13 protein-coding genes are annotated in these 19,584 nt (G+C 33.2%); 5 read left to right on the top strand and 8 right to left on the bottom strand.

Translation table 11 applies throughout. The features are described from left to right. The first annotated feature begins 12 nt into the window (after positions 1–12). Positions 13–1,461 carry a SusD/RagB family nutrient-binding outer membrane lipoprotein gene (locus AC13CQ_RS09860; protein ID WP_474506590.1) on the top strand — a complete coding sequence of 483 codons (1,449 nt, stop codon included), beginning with the start codon at positions 13–15 and terminating at the stop codon, positions 1,459–1,461. 153 nt (positions 1,462–1,614) lie between these two features. Here AC13CQ_RS09860 and AC13CQ_RS09865 read toward each other — a convergent pair whose 3' ends face one another. The 5 genes from AC13CQ_RS09865 to AC13CQ_RS09885 all read right to left on the bottom strand — a co-directional run bounded on the left by AC13CQ_RS09865 (position 1,615) and on the right by AC13CQ_RS09885 (position 7,866). Continuing rightward, positions 1,615–2,886 (bottom strand): adenylosuccinate synthase, encoded by a 1,272-nt coding sequence (locus AC13CQ_RS09865; protein ID WP_008612607.1) that lies wholly within the window; start codon positions 2,884–2,886, stop codon positions 1,615–1,617. 18 nt (positions 2,887–2,904) lie between these two features. Continuing rightward, positions 2,905–3,348, bottom strand: a complete 444-nt coding sequence (locus AC13CQ_RS09870; protein ID WP_008612608.1) for a Fur family transcriptional regulator — start codon at positions 3,346–3,348, stop codon at positions 2,905–2,907. Positions 3,349–3,472: 124 nt separating this feature from the next. Continuing rightward, the gene (locus tag AC13CQ_RS09875; RefSeq protein WP_337901109.1) at positions 3,473–5,677 is read right to left on the bottom strand and encodes a RelA/SpoT family protein; all 2,205 of its coding nucleotides are present in this window, start codon (positions 5,675–5,677) and stop codon (positions 3,473–3,475) included. Positions 5,678–5,808: 131 nt separating this feature from the next. Then, positions 5,809–7,041, bottom strand: a complete 1,233-nt coding sequence (locus AC13CQ_RS09880) for a M48 family metallopeptidase (RefSeq protein ID WP_337901107.1) — start codon at positions 7,039–7,041, stop codon at positions 5,809–5,811. Between the two features lie 27 nt (positions 7,042–7,068). Beyond that, positions 7,069–7,866 carry a TrmH family RNA methyltransferase gene (locus tag AC13CQ_RS09885; protein ID WP_474506589.1) on the bottom strand — a complete coding sequence of 266 codons (798 nt, stop codon included), beginning with the start codon at positions 7,864–7,866 and terminating at the stop codon, positions 7,069–7,071. Between the two features lie 280 nt (positions 7,867–8,146). Here AC13CQ_RS09885 and AC13CQ_RS09890 point away from each other — a divergent pair, with 280 nt between their 5' ends. Genes AC13CQ_RS09890 through AC13CQ_RS09905 form a run of 4 tightly spaced genes read left to right on the top strand, consistent with a single transcriptional unit; the run spans position 8,147 to position 13,254 of the window. After that, on the top strand, positions 8,147–8,818 hold the full coding sequence (locus AC13CQ_RS09890; protein ID WP_474506588.1) for a TetR/AcrR family transcriptional regulator: 672 nt from the start codon (positions 8,147–8,149) through the stop codon (positions 8,816–8,818). Beyond that, the gene (locus AC13CQ_RS09895) at positions 8,815–10,461 is read left to right on the top strand and encodes a peptidase domain-containing ABC transporter (RefSeq protein ID WP_008612614.1); all 1,647 of its coding nucleotides are present in this window, start codon (positions 8,815–8,817) and stop codon (positions 10,459–10,461) included. The genes AC13CQ_RS09890 and AC13CQ_RS09895 overlap by 4 nt, the downstream gene beginning before the upstream one ends. Positions 10,462–10,464: 3 nt before the next feature. Next, positions 10,465–11,832, top strand: a complete 1,368-nt coding sequence (locus AC13CQ_RS09900) for an HlyD family secretion protein (protein ID WP_335588688.1) — start codon at positions 10,465–10,467, stop codon at positions 11,830–11,832. Between the two features lie 6 nt (positions 11,833–11,838). After that, on the top strand, positions 11,839–13,254 hold the full coding sequence (locus tag AC13CQ_RS09905) for a TolC family protein (RefSeq protein WP_335588689.1): 1,416 nt from the start codon (positions 11,839–11,841) through the stop codon (positions 13,252–13,254). 648 nt (positions 13,255–13,902) lie between these two features. Here AC13CQ_RS09905 and AC13CQ_RS09910 read toward each other — a convergent pair. From AC13CQ_RS09910 to AC13CQ_RS09920, 3 genes are all read right to left on the bottom strand, one after another. Beyond that, positions 13,903–15,198 (bottom strand): amidohydrolase family protein, encoded by a 1,296-nt coding sequence (locus AC13CQ_RS09910; protein WP_474506587.1) that lies wholly within the window; start codon positions 15,196–15,198, stop codon positions 13,903–13,905. A gap of 93 nt (positions 15,199–15,291) precedes the next feature. Continuing rightward, the gene (locus AC13CQ_RS09915; RefSeq protein ID WP_474506586.1) at positions 15,292–18,297 is read right to left on the bottom strand and encodes an amidohydrolase family protein; all 3,006 of its coding nucleotides are present in this window, start codon (positions 18,295–18,297) and stop codon (positions 15,292–15,294) included. A gap of 182 nt (positions 18,298–18,479) precedes the next feature. Then, complete coding sequence (locus tag AC13CQ_RS09920) at positions 18,480–19,547, bottom strand: DUF3810 domain-containing protein (RefSeq protein ID WP_474506585.1); 1,068 nt, start codon at positions 19,545–19,547, stop codon at positions 18,480–18,482. Positions 19,548–19,584 lie beyond the last annotated feature (37 nt).

Genomic DNA, 19,584 nt, shown 5'->3' on the forward strand with positions numbered 1-19,584 from the left:
AAAACAATGATGATGAATACCATATTAAGACATATAAAGATAGTGGCATGTATAACTGTATTATGTAGTTCATGTAGCACCATAGATTATGACGATACCAATGAGAATCCAAATGGACCAACCAGTGCGGTTACTTCTCAACTTTTAACTAATGCATTAACAAGCATTCCTGATATTGTAGTGGATGAAACCCCAATATTATATATGCAACATATTACAGAAGGGCAGTATCCTGGAGCTTCAAGATATTCTGGGCTAACCTATAGTTACGACGGATGGTATACAGGAGCTTTACAAGATTTAAATGAAATTATTGCTATTAACAGTGACCCTGAAACCGCGGAGGATGTGGCTGTTTATGGAGCTAATGCAAATCAAATAGCAACAGCTAAAATAATTAGAGCTTATTTTTTACAGTATATGACAGATCGTTGGGGGGCACTACCTTGGTCTGAAGCTTTTATGGGAATAGATAATCCGCAACCTAAATTTGATACTCAAGAGAGTCTTTATGATTTTATGTTTGCTGAAATTGAAGATGTATTGGCTACCATAGATCATAGCGCATCAGGGCCAAGTGGCGATATATTATTTGCTGGAGATATGGATCGTTGGGAAGCATTTGCTAATAATTTAAAAATGACCATGGCATTGAGAATTTCCGATGTAAATCCAACATTGGCTAAAACTAAGTTTGAAGAGACTGTGGCTTCTGGATTGTTAGTAATGGACAATGCCGATAATATTGAATATCATTATGGAACAGATGATGCCAGTGATAGTCCATGGATGGATAACTTTAGAACAAGAGAGGATTATATCCTGTCGCGAACTATGGTTGAATCTTTGAGAGATAATATGGATCCAAGGTTGTTTGAGTTTGCAGTTCCTGCTAGAGATAGTATCTCAACAATAACTAATTTCCCTGGAGGGATAGATGCTGAATATGTAGGGGCTCCTAATGGGAATGTAAATGGAAACGTTCCTAGTTATTCTTTTATAGCGAGTGAGATTATTTACGAACCAGATTATCCATCGCCAATTTATACCGCTGCACAGATAAAATTTGCTTTGGCGGAAGCTTCAATGAAAGGTTGGAATGTAAATGGAGATGCTGCTACTTTTTATGAAGAGGCCATAAGCGCTTCCATGGAGTATTGGGGAGTAGAGGCTACAGATATACAAAGCTATATTACTGCACATCCTTATGCTGGTATAGCAACTATAGCTTATGAAAAATGGGTGGCATTATATTTAAATGGACCAGAGGCTTGGGCAGAATGGAGAAGGTTAGATGCTCCTGCACTAACACCATCGTCTTATGCTAATGACCCTCGAATTCCAGTAAGACATGCTTACGATGCTTCTATTTCTGATAATAATGCAGTCAATTATCAAGAAATGATTCAGTTTCAAGGACCAGATAATTTACACACTAAACTTTGGTGGGATGTAAATTAAAGATTGTTCTCAATTTGTAAAAATTGAATTTAAGAGAGAGCCTTTAGTATTTATACTTTAGGCTCTTTTGATTTGTATAGATGCTCAAGTTCGAAATAAAAAAGCCTCAAATCTTAATGAAATGAGGCTTTATAGCTTGTAATATTTTTAAAACTATCTGTTAATAGTTTGAGTTCTGTCTGGTCCAACAGAAACTATTTTTATAGGAACATTTAATTCTTTTTCAAGGAAATCTATATAATCATTTAATTCCTTCGGAAATTCTTCTGTTGAGCTTAATTTAGTAAGGTCTTTATCCCATCCATTCATTTCAGTATAAATAGGAGTTACATTTTCAGCTTCAATATTATAAGGTAAATGCTCAATAGTTTCTCCTTTATATGAATAAGCGGTACAGACTTTTAATTTTTTAAATCCGCTTAAAACGTCAGCCTTCATCATCATTAATTGGGTTACTCCATTAACTTGTACAGCATATTTTAAAGCAACTAAATCCAACCATCCACATCTTCTAGGTCTTCCCGTTACAGCTCCAAATTCATTTCCAATTCTAGCCATGTTTTCTCCATCTTCGTCAAATAACTCTGTTGGGAAAGGGCCACTTCCTACACGAGTGGTGTAAGCCTTGAAAATTCCAAAAACTTCACCAATTCTGTTTGGAGCAACTCCTAAACCTGTACAAGCTCCAGCAGCAGTTGTGTTAGAAGAGGTTACAAATGGGTATGTTCCAAAGTCAATATCTAATAAAGATCCTTGAGCTCCTTCAGCTAGAATAGTTTTATTTTCTTTTAAAGATTGATTTAAAAACTCTTCACTATCTATGAATTTTAATTTTTTCAATTCGGTAATAGCTTCAAAGAATTCTCTTTCAAGTTCTGCTAAATCATATTGAATATCTACATTATAAAAGCTAATCATAGCCTCATGTTTATCGGCTAAAGCTCTATATCTATCTTTAAAGTCGCTTAACTCAATATCTCCAACTCTTAGACCGTTTCTTCCAGTTTTGTCCATATAAGTTGGGCCAATACCTTTTAAAGTAGAACCTATTTTGGCTTTTCCTTTGGAAGCTTCAGAAGCGGCATCCAATAATCTGTGTGTTGGAAGAATAAGATGCGCTTTTCTAGATAATATAAGTTTCTTAACGTAATCTATTTTAAATTGATCTAACCCTTCTAGTTCTTTAACAAAAACTACAGGATCTATAACAACCCCATTTCCAATTACATTAATAGAGTTTTCATGAAAAATACCTGATGGAATTGTTCTTAAAACGTGTTTTATGCCATCAAATTCTAAAGTGTGACCAGCATTTGGGCCTCCTTGGAAACGAGCAATGATATCATAATTTTTGGTGAGTACATCAACGATTTTACCTTTTCCTTCGTCTCCCCATTGTAATCCTAGTAGTAAGTCTACTGCCATTTTCTGTAAATAAAATTATTAGCTTTTTTCATTTTTTGTACCGTAAAAGTACAGTGAATGATTTTGAATTTTTATGTCGAAAACCTCTTCAATAGTTTTCTTGATATTTTGTATACGTGGATCGCAAAACTCCATTACTTCTCCAGTATCTGTTAAAATAACATGGTCGTGTTGCTTGTCAAAATATGATTTTTCGTAATGTGCTTGATTTTGTCCAAACTGATGTTTTCTTACTAAACCAGATTCCAACAAAAGCTCTATAGTATTATAGAGGGTAGCACGACTTACACGATAGTTCTTATTTTTCATTTTGATATACAAAGATTCTATATCAAAATGTTCAGTACTATCATAAATTTCTTGTAGTATAGCATATCGTTCAGGTGTTTTCCTGTGTTTGTGTTCTTCCAAAAATTTGGTAAACACATTTTTAACGATTTCTTGATTTTTTTCGTTCGCCATAATCAAATCTACGAATTAGGATACAAATGTAATGTTTAATGACGAAATATGCACCAGAAAATAAAAAGTACTCGCAAAACATTATAACAATATTAAGAGAGTACTTTGTTCTTAATGTGCTTATTTAAATACGTCTAACTTTATCAATACCATTAATTTTTTTCAAATTTTCTAACAATTTTTTCAGAATGGTTTTATTTTTAACTTCTACTGTAATTTTACCTGAAAAAACACCACCTTCTGTTTCGAAGTTGATATTTTTCATGTTTACATGCATATTGTTAGAAATTACTTTGGTAACATTACTTACTAATCCTAAATTATCAATACCATCTAATTTTATGATGGCTGTAAATTCTTGCTGTGTAGAATCTATCCATTTTGCAGAAATAATCCGGTACGCATAATTTGATTGTAAAGTAATAGCATTAGGACAGTTTTTTTTATGAACCTTAATGCCTTCATTTACCGTAATAAAACCAAACACATCGTCTCCAGGAATAGGATTACAGCAATTGGAGAATTTATAATCTAATTTTTCTTCTTCTTTACCAAATACAAGTTGGTCGTAATTAGTTGTAATTTCCTCCCGATTAATTTCCTCTTGAGCGGCTGGTTTCCGCATTTTATTCTTGAAGAAATTAATAAAGGTATTGTTACGCGAAGAAGCAAAATCTTTCAACATCTGGTTGTCAATTGTGCTAATTCCTACACGGTAGAAAAGATCTAAACTTGTTTTTAATTTAAAATATACTACCAAATCGTTAACAACACTTTCATTAAGTGTTATTTTGAGTTGTTTTAGTTTACGGCGTAATATTTCTTTTCCTTCTTCGGCAATTTCTTTTTTCTCGTCTTTAAGAGAAGATTTTATTTTAGCTCTTGCTCTTGCTGAGGTAGCATAATCTAGCCAGTTGGCGTTTGGTTTTGAGCTTTCCGAAGTTATAATTTCTACCTGATCTCCGCTTTTTAACTCTCTACTTAATGGAACTAATTTTCCATTTACTTTTGCACCTCTAGTTTTTAAACCTATTTCTGTGTGGATACTGAAAGCAAAATCTAATGGCGTAGCTCCTTTTGGTAAGGACTTTAGTTCTCCTTTTGGGGTAAAAACAAAAATTTCTTGGGAATATAGATTAAGTTTAAATTCTTCAACAAAATCTACGGCATTTCCGTCGGCGTTTTCTAGTGCCTCTTGTAGTCTGTTTAACCAGATTTCTATTCCTTGTTCTTTTTGTTCTCCGTGTTTATATTTAAAGTGAGCAGCATAACCTTTCTCGGCAATTTCATGCATACGTTCACTTCGTATTTGTACTTCTACCCAACGTCCTTTCGGACCAATAACTGTAATATGGAGTGCTTCATATCCTGTAGTTTTAGGAGAAGAAATCCAGTCTCTTAAACGGGTTGGATTTGGTCTAAAGTGGTCTGTTACAATGGAATATATTTTCCAAGCGAGGAATTTCTCATTGTCACGATCGCTCTTGTAGATTATTCTAATGGCAAACTTATCATAAACTTCATCAAAGCTCACATTTTGAGCTTTCATTTTTCTACGGATAGAAAATATAGATTTAGGTCTTCCTTTGATAGAATAATTTAAACCCTCTACATCCAAACTTTCTTTTATAACATTGCTAAAAGACTCTATATAGACCTCTTGGTCTTCCTTAGTTTCTTCCATCTTACTTAGAATGTCGTTGTAAACATTCGGTTCGGTGTATTTTAAACCAAGGTCTTCTAGTTCTGTTTTAATATTGTAAAGGCCGATTCTATGGGCTAGGGGAGCGTATATGTACAGCGTTTCCGAAGCTATTTTTACCTGCTTATGTGCAGCCATGGAATCCATGGTTTGCATATTATGGAGTCGGTCGGCAATTTTTATAAGAATTACTCTAACGTCATCATTTAAAGTAAGAAGCATTTTTCGGAAATTTTCTGCTTGCAGTGAAATATCCTGCTCCGAAGTCATTTGAGATATTTTTGTAAGACCGTCTACAATTCGGGCAACAGTTTCCCCAAATAAACGTTCCATATCTTCTAAAGTATAAGAAGTATCTTCAACAACATCATGCAACAAGGCTGCCGCAATGGCAGTAGCATCCAGTCCAATTTGCTGCGCTACAATTTTAGCTACCGCAATTGGATGGAAAATATAGGCTTCCCCGCTTTTTCTGCGTTGGTCTTTATGCGCATCAACAGCTGTGTCAAAAGCCAAACGAATGAGTTTTTTATCCTCATCTGTTAGGGTTTGATAACTTATGCGCAATAACTCTTTGTATTGCCTAGCAATTTGCTTGTTTTCCTTTTCTACCTCTAATACCGTCATAGAATAAAAATAACATAAAGTTTATTATTAACCAACAAAATCTATGCCTTACGATTAATTCTTTAAGAAATGTTTTTCCTTGTAAGAAGGCAATAAGCAAAATGTAAGATTAGTATTACCAAATTTGGTTTTTACTTAACCAAATTTGTAAAGCGTTCCAATAATGTTGGGTGAGAATAATGTACAAAAACATAGGCTGGATGTGGTGTAAGATTACTTAAACTATTTTTTGATAGTTTTTTTAACGAAGTAACTAGTGGCTCCCCAGCATAGGTATTTTTTGCAAAATCATCTGCTTGATATTCAAATTTCCTTGAAAAATAATTCATTATGAGTCCGGTGATTTCTGAAATCGGACTGTAAAGAATTCCAAAAGCGATTAATCCCGCATGAAAACTCGGTTGATTTACACCAATTGCAAGTGACAATTCGGGAACATTAACAAATAATGATAGAATGAATAGTGTAATCCCTGTTAAAATGATAGAAGCAACTATATTAAAAATAATGTGTTTCTTTTTATAATGACCAACTTCATGAGCTAACACGGCTACAATTTCTTCTTCTTCTAAATCGTTTACAAGGGTGTCAAAAAGTGTTATTCTTTTTTGCTTTCCAAAACCAGAAAAATAAGCATTTGCTTTGGTAGAGCGCTTAGAACCATCAATAACAAAAATATTATCAAGCTGAAAACCTACTTTTGCAGCGTAGTTTTCAATTTTGGTTTTTAAACTCCCATCTTCTAAAGGGGTTTGCTTATTAAAAAGTGGAACAATTATTTTACTGTAAAACATATTCATAAAAATGGTAAATACAGCTACCATAATCCATGCGTAAATCCAAAAATTAGCACCTGCTATTTGATAAAACCAAATAATAAGAGCTAGAATTCCACCTCCTAAAACAGTTAGCATTAACCACCCTTTAAGTTTGTCTAGAAAGAAAGTTTTTTTTGAAGTTTTATTGAAACCATACTTTTCTTCAATAACAAAAGTATGGTAATAAGAAAATGGTGTGGTAATAATATCACTTGCAAAAGTTATTATTCCGAAGAAAATTAAAGCGATAATAACTTCATTATTGCTTATATTTCTAGCTATCTCATCAACATATTCAAATCCGTCAAAAAAGAAGAAACCAAGGGTTAGGCATAACGAAAATAAAGAACTGATATTAGAGAATTTATAATTCGTTTTTTTATAAGCCTGCGACTTTTTATATGCTTCTTTATCATAAACATCTGCTAAAGCATCTGGAACTGGATTGTCAAAATTTTTAGCATTTAAGCTGTCTAAAATTTTATCAACTATAAAATCGATACTAAGTATGGCAATAATGATGTAAAATATTGTTTGTGGACTCATTTTAAGATAAATTAAATAATTTGGCTGTTAAAAGCCACGTTGTCTTTTGGCTTCAAATATAACAATAGCTGCAGCTACAGAAACATTCATGGAATCTATTTCTCCTTGCATGGGAATAATTATATTTTGAGTAGAGGCTTCAAGCCATTCTCCGCTTAATCCAGTAGCTTCAGTTCCTACAACAATGGCTGCTGCTTGCTTATAATTTACTTTGCTATAATTTATGGAAGCCGTTAAGGCAGCGCAATTAATAGAAATATTTTTATTTTTTAGAAAAGAAATAATTTCTGAAGTGCTCCCAGTAGCAATATTATTTGTAAAAATACAACCAACGCTAGAACGTAAAATATTGGGATTATATATGTCGCTTTTAGGATTTGCAATAATTACAGCATCCAAATTGGCAGCATCTGCTGTACGTAGCAAGGCACCAATATTCCCTGGTTTTTCAGGTGCTTCGGCAACCAAAATCAACGGATTTTCATTTTTAAATTGAAGGTTAGAGAGGTTATGCGTTTTTGCTTTTGCAATTGCCAGAATACCTTCGGTGGTTTGTCTGTATGCTAATTTCTGATAAACTTCTTTTGAAATTTTAATTAATTCTACATTCGGATGTTTTTGAAGTATTAATTTTACCGCTTCTTCCGAAATAATGGATTCATTAAAAAGAACTGTTTCTAGATGGTATGCACCCTTTAAGGCTAGCTCGGTTTCTCGGATACCTTCAACAATAAATAAACCCGATTTTTTACGCTCTTTGGATTTTTCCTTTAAGTGTAAAATTTGCTTTACCAAACTATTTTGTGTGCTTGTAATCTCTTTCAACAGTATTTTTTTTCAAAAATACTTTAAATCTGTGGTTTTTCAAGATGTGAAATCAAGGAAAACGATTTTTTGTAATACTACAAGGGTTTATTAAAGTTTATTTTCTGTTATTAAAATGATAATTTGGCAACTTGAATAGGTAGTTTTTTACATATTGATAATTTTTTATGCTTTTATTTTTAATATCATTTTTATACAGTTAATTAATGTTAAATAAACATATGTTGATAGTAATACTATTAATTTTGAATGCTGTAATATCAATAAAAAAATAAAGGCTATGAAGTTGCCTGGTAACCTGAGGTTTACGATAAATGAGAAGCTATTTTTAAAAGACCCTGAGTCGTCTGACTTAGGGAGAAAGATTCTGAAGCACTCTATTTTAATGATAGATGAAATAGGATTTGATGCTTTCACTTTTAAGAAATTAGGAGAGTGTATAGGTTCTAATGAGAGTTCTATTTATCGGTATTTTGAAAACAAACACAAGCTGTTATTGTACTTATCATCTTGGTATTGGTCTTGGGTAGAATATAGAATGTTATTTGCTATTCAGAATATCAACGACTTTAAAGAAAAGCTTCATAGAGTAGTCTATGAGGTTACTTGCGAGGTAAAAGACGATATAAGAACGGAATATATTGATGAAGCTGTTCTAAATAGAATTATTATTTCTGAGTATTCCAAAGCATTTTTAACTAAAGAGGTGGATACAGAAAATAAAGACGGTTTTTTCTTGGTCTATAAAAAAGTGATTTCACTGCTAGCAAACATTATTGCTGAAGTAAATCCCGAATATCCATACAGTAAATCGTTGGCTTCAAGTGTTGTTGTTGGAGCTTTAAATCAGCATTTTATAAAACGACACTTTAAAAGTATTACCGATTTTTCAGAACCAGATAAAAATGTAGCATCATTTTACATCCAAACACTTGATAAAATATTGTTATGACGCCATTTCAAAGATTTAGAGGCTTATTAAAAGTCGATAAAAAGGATATATATCAAATTATTCTTTATTCCATTCTAGCGGGAGTTATTAGTTTATCGCTTCCATTAGGGATTCAGTCCATTGTAAACTTTTTACAAGCCGGAAAAGTTAGTACTTCATGGGTAGTACTAGTTATTATTGTAGTATTGGGAGTAGCTATGGTAGGGGTTTTTAAGATTATGCAATATCGAATTACGGAGAATCTTCAGCAAAAAATATTTGTACGTTCTTCTTTTGAGTTTGCTTTTCGGTTCCCAAAAATGAAATTCAGTAAGCTATATCCATACTTGCCTGAAGAGCTAGCAAACCGATTTTTTGATACCATTAATGTACAGAAAGGAGTATCAAAGCTTTTATTAGATATGAGTGGTGCTGCCTTACAAGTTTTCTTCGGAATTATATTATTATCGCTCTATCATTCCTTCTTTATTTTCTTCGGATTGATGCTTATTACGCTATTATATTTTATTTTCAAATTAAACTTTAACCCTGGGGTTGATACCAGTTTACAAGAATCGAATTTAAAATATAAAGTAGCACATTGGTTACAAGAAGTAGCACGTAATCATATGAGTTTTAAAAACAAGCGTGTTTTTAATTTTTCGTTGGATAAAAATGATGAGTTGGTAGGGGGATATTTAAAGTATAGAGAAAGTCATTTTGCCATTTTAAGAAGACAATTTATACAGCTAACAGGATTTAAAGTATTAATGACAGCTGGTCTTTTAATTATTGGGGGGATATTGGTACTTAATCAACAAATGAATATTGGACAGTTTGTAGCCGCAGAAATTATCATCTTAAATATTACCAACGCAGTAGAAAAGCTTTTTTCTGGAACAGAATTGTTTTACGATGTGTTGGCATCCCTAGAAAAAATAGGGAAAGTGATGGACATAGAATTAGAGTCTGAAGAAAAAGGGCAGTATAAATTAGAGGAAACTCCAATTTCAATTGAAACTAAAGAATTAAGCTACAAGTTTCCAGATTCTGAACACTATGTGCTTAAAAATATAACCCTAAAAATAGATCCAAACGACCGTATTTTAATAGAAGGACCAAATGGCTCTGGAAAAACTACTTTGGTAAGAGTTTTAAGTAGAATTGTAGAACCCACCGAAGGAATGGTGTATATAAATGGAACTAATTATAAAAAATACTCTTTAGAAGATTATAGGTTTAATATGAGTTCTATTAGTGTAAATGATAATGTTTTTGAAGGGACAATTCTGGAAAATATTACGTGTAAAAATCCAGAAATATCACTTTCTAGAATATTAAAAGTTTTAGAAGAATTGAAACTCTCAGATTACATTAGGTCGCTTCCTAATGGATTGGATACACAAGTACATTCTGGAGGGAAACAATTATCGTCTTCTATAGTCGAGAAAATATTATTAGCACGTTGTGTACTTTCAAATCCGAGGATAATATTTTTAGAAGAACCACTAGAAAATGTAGATAAAGCTTCTTCCATAGACATTATAGATTATATGACCGCACCTGATAAAAACTGGACTTTAATAGTAATTTCCAAAAATCCATATTGGAAATCAAAATCTAATAAGAGTTTTTATATGGTAAATGGAACCTTAAAAAGTTAGACTATGCTGAATATTTCAAATAATAGAATTCACAATTATGTAGATTCGAGTAGGTTTAAATCTATGACAATCTTTGCAGATAATAAGCATTATAAAATTATTCGGAAAGTAGTATGGGGGGTGTTTATTGCCATGGTATTAGTATTGTTTCTTCCGTGGACGCAAAATATTAAGGGAAGCGGATTTGTTACTACGTTAAAACCAGGACAAAGGCCACAAGCTGTACATGCCATTATTGGTGGTAGAATAGAAGCTTGGTATGTACAAGAAGGAGATTTTGTTAAAAAAGGAGATACTATTTTACATATCTCTGAAACTAAATCGGAATATTTTGATCCAAATTTAGTTGAAAATACTGGAATTCAAGTAAAGGCAAAAGAGAGCGCTGTAGTGTCTTACACGGCAAAAGTAGAAGCTTTGGCACAACAAATTAATGCTATAAAACGGGAAAGACAACTTAAACTGAAGCAGGCTGGAAATAAATTGAAACAAAGTAGGCTGAAAGTTAAAAGTGATAGTATTGATTTGGAAGCCGTAAAAACTCAATTGAGTATTGCTGAAACACAGTATGAACGTGCTTTTAAACTAAATGATGAAGGTTTGAAACCGATGACTTATGTGGAGGAGAAGAAAGTAAAGCTACAACAAATGCAAGCCAAAATAGTAACACAAGAAAATAAGTTACTAACCAGTGAAAACGAATTAATTAATAGTGAAATGGAACTTACACGTTTGGAGGCTTCTTATGCTGAGAAATTAGCTAAGGCTGCGAGCGATCGACAGACGGCTCTAAGTACACAGTTTGATACCGAATCTCAGGTAAGTAAGTTGCGTTCTCAATATACGAGTTATCAAATTCGTAACGGGATGTATTATATTACTGCACCACAGGCGGGTTACGTAAACCGCGCCTTACAATCGGGACTCGGAGAAACTATTAAAGAAGGAGCGTCTGTGGTAAGTATTATGCCTTCAGATTTTGAGATTGCCGTAGAGTCTTATGTAGAACCAATGGATTATCCGTTAATTAATACAGGCGAAAAAGTACGTATTTGGTTTGATGGTTGGCCAACAATTGTTTTTAGTGGTTGGCCTGGAGTGTCTTATGGAACTTTTGGTGGAGTTATTGTTGCTAAAGAAAACTTTATTAGTGCTAATGGAAAATATCGTGTTTTAATTGCACCCGATCCAGAAGAAAAAACATGGCCTAATTTATTGAGTATTGGTGCAGGTGCACAAACATTGGCGCTTTTAGATACCGTGCCAATTTGGTTTGAAATTTGGCGAACACTAAATGGATTCCCTCCTAATTTTTATAAGACGCAAAACAAAGTGGTAGATAAAGGTAATGCAGAAAAAAACGAAAAATAAGCTTTTATGAAGATCAGTAAGTTACATATCTATGTATTCTCCTTGTTCTTAATAGGGATGTTTTTTGGTGTGCAAAAAGGAAATGCTCAAGAAGAAACTTTTAATGAAACATTTACTTATGAAGAGTTCTTGGGCGTTGTAAAAAAATACCATCCTTTGGTAAGACAAGCCGATTTAATTTTAACCACTTCAGAAGCAAAACTTTTAAAAGCCCGTGGTTATTTTGATCCAAAAGTAACGGCAGATTTTAATAAAAAACGTTATAAAGACACAGAGTATTATTCTTTATTTAATGGGAGTTTTAAAATTCCTACTTGGTATGGAGTAGAACTAAAGGCAGCTTTTGATAAAAATCAAGGAGATTATATCAATCCAGAAAATTATGTTCCAGAAGATGGTTTAGCAAGCTTTGGAATTTCGGTTCCTGTAGGACAAGGATTATGGATTAATAAAAGAATGGCTGAAGTTAAAAAAGGAAAACTCTATCAAGAATTAGGAGATTATGAACGTACATTGGCTGTAGTTGATGCCATAACGGAAGCATCTGCAGCTTATTTTGACTGGAAACAGCAATATGATAAAGCAAAACTGTATGAAACGTTTTATGAAAATGCTAAAGAACGTCAGGAATGGATTGTTAAATCCATTGTATTAGGCGAACTTTCTCCAATTGATAGTGTAGAATCTGGAATTAATTTAAAAACTCGTAGGTTAGAGTGGGAGCAGGCAAATTTAAAACTCACAAAAAGTAGACTTTCTTTATCTAATTATATTTGGACAGAAGATGAAATTCCTCTTGAAGTTTCTGAACAAATGCAACCAGAGGAAACTTTAAAAGATAATATCCTTTCTGTTTTGAATATCAATCCTGTTTCTGAAGAAGTAGATCTTGAAAATCATCCAAAATTAAAAGCCTTGAGTACAAAAATAGCCATGAAAGATGTGGATAGGAGACTAATGGCAAATAAACTTTTACCAAAGCTAAATGTAAATTATAATTACATAGCAACACCAGATTATATAGACAACTATAATTGGGATGATTATAAAATTGGAGCTTCGCTTTCTTTTCCTATTCTATTGAGAAAAGAGAGAGCTGATGTGAAAATAGCAAAGGCAGAATTGAGTAATGCCCAATATGGATTGAAGTTCCAAATGCAAGAACTTCAGAATAAAGTAAAGGCTAAATTTGCGGAGCTAAATTCCTACCAAGAACAAATACTAATGAATGCCGATTTAGTATCAGATTATCAGCAAATGCATAATGCTGAAGTCCGATTGTTTGAAATGGGAGAAAGTTCTATTTTTTATATCAATACTCGAGAAAATAAATTGGTAAAAGCAAGGGTATCACAAATAGAACTAGAAAACGATTATTTTTTAATTGCTGCTGAATTGTATCGAACTTTAGCAATACTATAGATTTTTGCTCTTATGCTTTTTTCGGATTTTTAGTTTTATTAAAGGCTTATTGAAAGATTGAAAGATTGAAAGATTGAAAGATTGAAAAAGTCGGGAGTCGGGAGTCGGAATTAAAAGGGGAGGTAAGAATAAAGAGAAGAGAATATAGATTTTGTGTTCTTATGCTTTTTTGAATTTTTAGTTTCTATAAACCATAAACTACTGCTCATTAAAAGATTAAAAGATTGAAAGATTTAAGGATTGAAAGATTGAAAAAGTCGGGAGTCGGAAGCTGGAAGAAAAAGGGGAGACAAGAATAAAGAGAAGAGAATATAGATTTTTGTTCTTATGCTTTTTTCGGATTTTTAGTTTTATTAAAGGCTTATTGAAAGATTAAAAGATTGAAAGATTGAAAGATTGAAAAAGTCGGGAGTCGGAATTAAAAGGGGAGATAAGAATAAAGAGAAGAGAATATAGATTTTGTGTTCTTATGCTTTTTTGAATTTTTAGTTTATCACAAACTACAAACCAAAAACCAAAAACTACTGCCTACTGAACACTGTCTACTGAACACTGCTTACTGTTATAGAAGAGTCGGGAGTAAAAAAGGAGCCTGTCGAAGGATGACTTCGACAGGCTCTGGATGACTTCGACAGACAGCTATAGTATTTATTGTTGTTTGTATTTATTGCTATAACGGTGCCATAATTCCGTTTGATGTGTTTCTAGGCTAATAGCTCGACCTTGAATAAAAGCATCACTAATAATATTGGTACGCATATCAAGCGCATCTCCTTCAGAAATAAATAATGTAGCATCTTTTCCTGTTGTAATAGTTCCAGCAAAAGCATCAATTCCTGCAATTTTAGCTGCATTTTCGGTTATTAACTGTACCGCTTTTTCTTTCTCTAATCCATAGGCAGCAAAAGTTCCTGCGTAAAAAGGTAGATTACGAGTGTTCATGCGTTCCATACCTCCAGAAGGATCGATCCCGCATAGTACTCCAGCTTTATTTAAAAGAGAAGCTAGCATGAATGTATGCTTTATATTTTCATCATTATTAGATGGTAAGCGGTGTGGACGTTGAATAACAACTGGAATGTTTTTGGAAGCTAACATATTTGAAACTTTATCTGCTTGGTCTCCCCCTACAATAACCATATTTTGGACACCTATTTTTTCTCCGAAGTTAATAGCATCTGTAATTTCTCGAGCTCCATCTACATGGATAAATAGTTTTTTTGAACCATTAAAAAGTCCTTCGGTAGCTTCAAAAGGGAGATTTCTTGGCTTTTCATCTCCAGAGAAATACGCTTTAGCTTCTGTAAGAAAGCTTGTTACTTCGTTTATTTCATTATTATAATCTTCATTTGGTTTAAGACCTGGTTCTTCCCCTCTCCATGGGCGACCTCTTTTTAAGCTATTTGGCCAATTAAGATGAATAGCGTCATCGGTTTTTATGGCAGCATCTTCCCAGTTCCAAGCATCAAATTGAACCACAGAAGAAGTCCCAGAAATTATCCCTCCACGAGGAGTTATTTGACCCATAAGTACTCCGTTAGGACGCATAGATTCTACTATTTTTGATTCTGCATTGTAGGCAATTAGACTTCTAATATGTGGTAGCAGCGACCCAACTTCGTCTTCATCGTCGGTGGCTCTTACCGCGTCTATTTCTACAAGACCTAAAGTAGAGTTCAAAGCAATAAATCCAGGATATACATGCTTATTACTAGCGTCAATTACTTGGTTGTAATTAGAGGTATTCGCTTCGGAAGCCTTCCCAATAAAAGTTATTTTACCATTTTCAAACCCAACCGCACTGTTTTCAATAACAGTTCCATTACCAATATGAGCAGTGGCTCCTGTTATTAAAATACTCTCCTTTTGTGCTGGGGCAGGTGTTTGTTGCGCTACAGAAATAGTAACGAACATTATTAGTATGAGTTGTATTATGTTTTTCATGTGTTTATTTTTATTGTTTTTAGCGGTCACATAGAACATCCAAATAATTATTCCGCTATGTGTCTAAAAATTAGACCTGGATGTTTCATTTTTTTACAATTGATAGATTAAAGTGTCACAATGGAATTCTTCTTCTTCTTTTACTTTTGGAGCCTGAGTTTTTACCCCTTTATTCTTCTCTCGAATCATCATATTGATAAGCTCATTTTTAGTTTGCTGAACTTCTTTTTCGACTTGCTGCATTTTTTCATAATCATAATATACAGCTCCTTCAATAATAGTTTTTTCAGCAACGGCATAAACAGACATAGGGTGATTGCTCCAAAGTACAACATCAGCATCTTTACCTTCTTTAATACTTCCAATTCTGTCGTCTAAATGCAAAAGTTTAGCAGGATTTATAGTAACAAACTTCCATGCTTCTTCTTCGCTCATGCCTCCATATTTTACTGTTTTTGCAGCCTCTTGGTTTAGACGTCTAGACATTTCGGCATCATCAGAGTTTATGGCCACTGTAATACCTTGATTGTGCATAATTGCTGCATTATAAGGAATAGCGTCGTTTACTTCATATTTGTATGCCCACCAATCGGAAAAAGTAGAGCCGCCAACTCCGTGTTCCTTCATCTTATCGGCAACTTTGTAACCTTCTAAAATATGAGTAAAAGTATTTATATTGAAGTCAAATTTATCTGCAACCTTCATTAGCATATTAATTTCACTTTGCACATAAGAGTGACAAGAAATAAAGCGTTCTTTATTTAAAATTTCAGCTAAAGTTTCCATCTCTACATCATAACGAGGAGCTTTAGATTTTGATTTTTTTGAAGAAGATGAATTATTAAAAGCTTTCCATTGCTCATCATATTCTTTAGCACGCTGGAAGTAATCGGTAAAAACTTGCTCAACTCCCATGCGCGTTTGTGGGAAACGGATGGTGTTATTGCTTCCCCAATTAGATTGTTTAACATTTTCTCCCAAGGCAAATTTTATAAATTTTGGTCGGTCTTTTAATAATAAATTATCAGCATCTTCTCCCCATTTTAATTTAATAATTGCTGAACGTCCTCCAATTGGATTAGCCGAACCGTGTAAAATTTGAATGGTAGTAACTCCACCAGAAAGGTTTCTGTAAATATTTGAATCGTCTGGATTTACAACATCTTCAATAGTTACTTCTGCCGAACTGTTATGACCAGCTTCATTAATAGCTGCAGCAGCAATATGGGAATGCTCATCTATAATTCCTGCGGTAAGGTGTTTCCCCGTAGCATCAATTACAGTTGCCCCAGAACCAGAAAGGTCTTTTCCTATTTTTGCAATCTTTCCATTTTTAATTAAGACATCGGTATTTTCTAAAACCCCAGCATCTTCACTTGTCCAAACTGTAGCATTTTTAAATAAAATAGTTTGTTGTGTAGGAAGTGTTTTTACGCCATAAGCTTTGTTTGGATAAGTAACTGGTAATAATTTAGGAAGTTCATTACCTTCTTTTTTATCAGTTTCTTTTTCTTCGGAAGATTTTTTAACGGCTGTCCATGTTGCATTATTTCCGTTGGTTAGAACTGCCGTACCGCTTAGATTTCCTTCCGTAGCAACTTTAGTAGAAAGTCTGATAAACTCATCTTTATTAGTAGCTCCTTCTGGATTGTAAAAAAGCGTTAGCCACCCGTTATTGTATGAAGCATTGGAAGCTATTTTAGTAGTTCCTTGCTTTAAGGTAGATTTTATTTTTTCAGGTTCGCCATCTATTTTTAAAGTATAGCTATTTCCATTTAAAGTAAGCGTATAATCTCCTCTAACATCAATTATATTTATGTTGTTTACCACATATTTAGAGCCTTGTACCCAGTTTTCATAGAGGGTAGTTTCTTTTTCAAAAATATCTCCAGAGGTAATTAAAAAGTTTGCATAATGCCCTTTCTCTAAGCTTCCAATCTCATCTGCTTTATTTAAAAGCGTTGCAGGAGTAGTTGTAAGCGCTTCTAAAGCTTTAGTCTTGTCCAAACCGTAGGCAATAGCTTTTAATAAATTGCTTTTAAAATCGGTTGTTTTTTTGTTGTCAGAAGCAGTAAAAGCAAAGGTAATATTGTTGTCTGCTAATACTTTTGGATTGGTAGGGGCTTGGTTCCACAGAAGCATTTCTTCTAGGGCAATTTTGTTAGCAATATATGGATCGGTAACGTCATATGCTTCAGGGAAGTCTAATGGAATAATGTAAGAGGTATTTGTTTCTGTAATTTCTTCGATGCGCTCAAATTCATTTCCGCCACCTTTTATAATATAGTTCAATTTAAACTCGTCTCCGAGTTTGTCTGCGCGGATGTCGTTGTACTTATCATTAGCTACAAATATCTGCGGAAGACTTTTATTATTATTTAAAGCTTCTAATGATAAATCTTTCCCATCAGCATTTCCATTTTGGTACCATTCAGCATCATAATACATTTGACGTAAAAGTGCTATAGCTCCCATAAGCGATGTTGGGTACGCCTGCCTTGAAGCATTACTTTTTTCAAAAGACAAAACTTGCGATGCTTTTTGAGTAATAATACGTTTGCTATTAGAAGCATCGTTGTTTAATGCTATTAAAGAACTTGTACCTCTTACAATTCCATCGGAAATATGAGAGTTTACTACTCCAAATCCGGCTTTAAGTAATTCTTCAGCTTTTTTCTTATCAAAAGCGAAGTTTTCAACAGCGTTGTTTTCTGGCATAATATGGTCGTTCCAATAATACCCTTCTCTTGAGGCATCGTATTGCGGACTGTTATCCGATTGTGGTTTTTTAGGTTCAGCAATACCAAAATCGGAATACATATCAATAAAAGAAGGATAAATGTATTTACCATTTAAATCAATACTTACTGCATTTTCTGGAATACTCACAGAGTTTCCAATAGCAACTACTTTTCCATTTTGAATAAGTAAAGTTCCATTATCTAAAATTTTAGTTGGAGAAACATAGATTTTAGCATTTTTAAATGCTGTGTAATTTGAGTTTTTAGTTTTAACACCGTCATTTTTTGGGAAGTATTCCTGTGCAGAAACAGTAATACAAAAACAAAACAGTGCTAGAAGGCATAATTTTAGCTTCATGTTTTAAGTTTGAGTTATGAATTAGTTAAATGAGTTTACTCGATTATCGAGATTTAAATGCTCCGAGGCTTGCCTCGAAATCAAAATATTTTCCTATTTAAACGTCTCGTGGGCTTGCCTTGAGGTAGTTTACTGGTAAAAATATGATTTTTTGTTTCAAAATCAACAATTAATAGGCAGAACTATAATTTTTTATCTTTATAATAATTTACCAATAGCGCCACTACATAACTATAACTTTTTAAGCCCTTTTTTTGATTATTTGCTTTTAGGAAAGAATTGAAAGTATTCTTAAAAAAGGGTTCTGCTTTGGTTTTATGTCTTCTCCAGAAATTGGCTACTTCGATATAGTTTTTTATAATTCCAGGATGAATTTCTGTATTAAATTGATCATATTTTTTAATATCTCTTCGTTTTACTTCAGCTAAACAATAGCGAAGCACATAAATATATCCTGAGTATTTAAAATATAAATCGTTGTTGGAGGTAGCAGCTAGAAAAGCTACAAAATTAGCTTCATTCTCAGCAGAATAACCTATTTGATGCGCTTCTTCATGGCAGCTTACGGTAGGATATTTAAAGTCTATTTGCAGTCCGTTTACTTGTGCTTCATTGGTAAAAGGGTTTAGATATCCACTGTATCCCATATAAGTTAAAGCAGTGCTATAAAGAGAGGTTTTTATGCTTTTTGTATGGTAAGTAAAAGCAGGAATCTCTTTGGATAGGATTTGATATCCATCCAGTGTTTTTTGGTAAATTTCTGCTTTTGAATATGGGATTTTTACTATTAAGGAATCGTTTTGTGTTAGTTGAAAGTGAGTTTCGTTACTTTTTTTAATGAGTTGTTCTGTAAAACTGTAAAGTTCTTCGGAGGTATAGGTATCAGAAATAGTTAGTTTTTCATGAATGGGAAGACGGTAATAATTTAAACCCCATAATAGATGAAACAAAAAATAAATGGTAGAAATGGCCACAAATAGTTCCCGAAAAAAATATTTTGAATTGGTAATAAGAGTTTTTCCTTTCAGAATAAAAAATCGAATAATTATAATGGCAAGGGCTGTATAAAGAATATCTCCTACAGAAAAAGGAATCCATCCTAATAAAAATCTAGAAGTCTTAGCAATGCCTTGATATAAAAAATTACTGTAGTATTTTTCTACAATTTCAGGATAGTAAGCCAACCATTTTATCAAAATAAATTGAGGAATTATGGAAAGTGCTATATACGTTTTAATTCGGTCGGACATACTGTCAAAAATAGAAATTATTTAGTTGATAAAAATG

The sequence above is a fragment of the Galbibacter sp. L-19 genome (assembly GCF_056857615.1).